Raw genomic sequence first — 3850 nt, 5'->3', positions numbered from 1 at the left:
TGGGCACGGCGCGAGATGCGCCTTTGCCCCACCTACTGCGCCTTTGCCCCACCTACGACGTGAGCGGCCGCGCAATGTTGACCTCTATTCCGCCGCCTTGACCGTGGCGCCCGGCCGGTACTGCACGGCCGGATGCGGCGCGGAAAGCCGCGCGCGGCTCTGCCCGAACAGCTTTTCGCGCAGCGTGCCCTCGGCATAGGCGGTCTTGTAACGTCCACGACGCACGAGCTCCGGCACCAGCATGTCGGCGATATCGGCGAAATCGCCGGGCGAGACCGCAAACGGCATGTTGAGCCCGTCAACGTCGGTCGCCTCGAACCAGGCTTCGATCTCGTCAGCGACATGATCAGGCGTCCCGACAATGACCGGGCCGATGCCGCCGATCCCGACATGTTCGGCGACCTCGCGCACGGTCCACACCCTGCTCGGATCGGCGCGGGTGACATTGTCCATCGCGCTGCGGCCGGCATCGTTCTGCACGTGCTGCACCTGCTGGTCGAGCGCCAGCGCGGAGAAATCGACGCCGGTCCAGCCCGACATCAGCGTGAGCGCGCCCTCGGGGCTGATATGCGCGCGATAGTCATCGTATTTTGCCCTGGCCTTGGCCTCGGTCTCGCCGAGGATCACGGTGAACATGCTGAACATCAAGATCTCGGCCGGGTTGCGCCCGATCTTGGCGGCCTGCTCGCGGATCGCGGCCACGCGCGGCGCGATCACTTTCGCCGAAGGCCCCGACATGAACACGCATTCGGCATGTTTTGCTGCGAACTGCCGGCCGCGCGGCGAGGTGCCGGCCTGGTACAGCACCGGCGTGCGCTGTGGCGACGGCTCGCTGAGATGAATGGCATTGAGCTTGTAGTTCGCGCCCTCATGGGTGACGCGATGCACCTTGGCGGGATCCGCGAAAATGCCGCGCGCGCGATCGCGCAAGACCGCGTCATCTTCCCAGCTGCCTTCCCAGAGCTTGTAGACCACCTCCATATATTCGTCGGCGACATCGTAACGGTCGTCATGCGCGGTCTGCTTGTCCTTGCCGGCGCCGCGCGCGGCGCTGTCGAGATAGCCGGTCACGACGTTCCAGCCGATCCGCCCCTCGGTCAGATGGTCGAGTGTCGACATCCGCCGGGCGAACGGGTAGGGCGGCTCGAAGGACAGATTGCTGGTGACGCCGAAGCCGAGATGTTTTGTGACCGCCGCCATCGCCGAGATCAGCAGCAGCGGTTCGTTGGCGGGCGTCTGCGTTGCATTGCGCACCGCGGCGTCCGGGCTGTTGCCATAAACATCATAGACGCCGAGCACGTCGGCCAGAAACAGCCCGTCGAAGCGGCCGCGCTCCAGCGTGGTCGCAAGGTCGATCCAGTAGGGCAGGCGATTGTATTCGATGGTGCGATCGCGCGGATGCGTCCACAGTCCCGGCGACTGGTGCGCGACGCAATTCATGGCAAAGGCGTTGAGCCGGATTTCTTTTGTCATTGTGATTCCGCCTTGGGCACGCGATGCCCAGCATTTGCTCTCGACATGGGCTTTGAGAATTGTTCCATGCCGACCGGGTTAATCAAGACAAATTCGCACGCGCCGTGCTTCCGGCAGGCCGCATATCCCGATAGGCTCGGACACCCTGTTATTCCCGATCGACCAAGGCCTCCATGAGCAGAACCGATGCCATCGACCGCGTGCGCCAGCATTTCCATTCCGGCGACTTTCTTGCCGAGCTCGGCCGGAGGGTGGCCTATCGGACCGAGAGCCAGAATGGCGGGCGGCCGAGCGAGCTCAGGGCCTATCTCGAGGATACCATGCGGCCTTCGCTTTCGGACCTCGATTTCACCTCGCGCCTGATCGAATCTCCCAGCGGAAAATCGCCGTTCCTGATTGCCGAGCACCATGAGAGCGCAGATCGCCCGACCGTCTTGATGTACGGCCATGGCGACGTCGTCGACGGCATGGAAGGGCAATGGCGTGACGGCCTCGATCCCTGGAAGATCACCGTGACCGGCGATCGCGCCTACGGCCGTGGCACTGCCGACAATAAGGGCCAGCACAGCATCAACATTGCCGCGCTGCGCGCGGTGCGCGAGGCGCGCGGCGGCAGGCTCGGCTTCAACGCCAAATTCATCCTGGAGATGGGCGAGGAGACCGGATCGCCCGATCTGAACCAGATCTGCGCAGATCATCGCGATGAGCTCAAAGCCGACCTGTTCGTCGGCTCCGACGGGCCGCGGCTGTCGGCGCAGCGGCCGACCATCTTCCTCGGCTGTCGCGGGGGCATGCGCTTTCATCTCGACGTGGTGTTGCGCGAGGGCGGGCATCATTCCGGCAATTGGGGCGGTGTGCTCGCGAACCCCGCGACCATCCTCGCCAATGCCATCGCATCGCTGGTCGATGGCCGTGGTCGGCTAAAACTCGAGGCGATGAAGCCGCCGCGGCTGTCCAATCAGATCCGCGCAGCCCTGGCTGACGTGAAGGTCGAACCCTCGGCTGACGAGCCGGCGCTGTCGGAGAACTGGGGCGAGGAGGGCTTGTCCGCGGCCGAGCGGCTCTATGCCTGGAACACACTCGAAGTACTGGCGATGTCATCAGGTAGTATCGCCAAGCCGGCGAACGCAATCCCCGGCCAGGCCCGCGCGGTGCTGCAGCTCCGGTTCGTGGTCGGCACCGAGATCGACAAGGTGCTTGAGGCGGTCCGCGCGCACTTGCGCGACCATGGCTTTCCGATGGTCGAGGTCAGGGCGACGCAGAGCTTTGCCGCCTCGCGTGCCGAGATCGACAGTCCCTGGATCAAATGGGCGGCAGATTCCGTCCAGCATACGACGGGCAAGGCGCCGGCGGTGCTGCCGAACTTTGGCGGCTCGCTGCCGAACGACGTGTTCGCCGAGACGCTCAAACTGCCGACGATCTGGCTGCCGCATTCCTATCCCGGCTGCTCGCAGCATGCGCCCGACGAGCACATCCTGCTTTCGATGGCCGAAGAGGCGCTAACCATCATGACCGGGCTGTTCTGGGATCTCGGCGAACTGCCACGGCCTTTGTAAGTTGCTATTCGAAGAAATCAGGCAGCTCGAAGAGATCAAGTTGAACTGTAGCCGCATCGGCGGTGCGCTCCCTCCCCCCTTGCAGGGGAGGGCTGGGGAGGGGGTACCAAACGACGAGATGAATCTGTGGACCCCCACCCCCGACGCCTCTCCGCAAGGGGGAGGGGAGAACAGCGAGCCCGCGGATAGATGGAAGTTCAAAGTTGGATGCGGCGTTAGCCAAGGAATCTGAAATGACACTATCCGCTCCGGCCTCCGTGCATGTCGCCGCGCAATCGCAGCCCAAGAACATCACAAAACTGATCGTCGCGACCTCGGTCGGCAATGCGCTGGAGTGGTTCGACATCTCCTCCTACGCCTATTTCGCGCTGTACATTTCCAAGGCGTTCTTTCCAGCCAATGACCCGACCACCTCACTGCTGCTGACGTTCGGCACCTTCGGCCTGTCCTTCCTGATCCGTCCGATCGGCGGGCTGGTGCTCGGGGCCTATGCCGACCGGCATGGCCGCAAGGCCTCGCTGCTCATCTCCATCGTGCTGATGACTTTTGGCACGCTCGCGGTGGCGCTGATGCCGACCTTCGACAGCATCGGCATTCTGGCGCCGATCGCCGTCATCACCGCGCGCCTGGTACAGGGCTTCTCCGCCGGCGGCGAGTTCGGCTCGTCGACCGCGTTCCTCGTCGAGCACATGCCGCATCGGCGCGGTTTCATTGCGAGCTGGCAGTTCGCAAGCCAAGGGGTCAGCCAGCTCCTCGGCTCCGGCTTCGGCGCCGGCCTCACCGCCTGTCTCAGCGCAGCGGACCTGCAAGCCTGGGGCTGG

At 64.4% G+C, this 3850-nt stretch carries 3 protein-coding genes; 2 read left to right on the top strand and 1 reads right to left on the bottom strand.

What is annotated here, in order from left to right; genetic code table 11:
• Positions 1–84: 84 nt before the first annotated feature.
• The gene (locus JOZ76_RS07205) at positions 85–1473 is read right to left on the bottom strand and encodes an LLM class flavin-dependent oxidoreductase (protein ID WP_291697935.1); all 1389 of its coding nucleotides are present in this window, start codon (positions 1471–1473) and stop codon (positions 85–87) included.
• Between the two features lie 173 nt (positions 1474–1646).
• Between JOZ76_RS07205 and JOZ76_RS07200 the strand changes: the two genes are divergently transcribed.
• Together JOZ76_RS07200 and JOZ76_RS07195 are read left to right on the top strand one after the other, a co-directional pair.
• Positions 1647–3029 (top strand): M20 family metallopeptidase, encoded by a 1383-nt coding sequence (locus tag JOZ76_RS07200; protein WP_291697934.1) that lies wholly within the window; start codon positions 1647–1649, stop codon positions 3027–3029.
• A 233-nt stretch (positions 3030–3262) separates the two neighbouring features.
• Positions 3263–3850 (top strand): MFS transporter (locus tag JOZ76_RS07195; RefSeq protein ID WP_291697933.1); only part of this gene is annotated, 588 nt, incomplete at its 3' end.

This window comes from Bradyrhizobium sp., from assembly GCF_019244115.1.
Lineage (GTDB): Bacteria > Pseudomonadota > Alphaproteobacteria > Rhizobiales > Xanthobacteraceae > Bradyrhizobium.
This window is presented reverse-complemented; position numbering and strand designations above follow the sequence as displayed.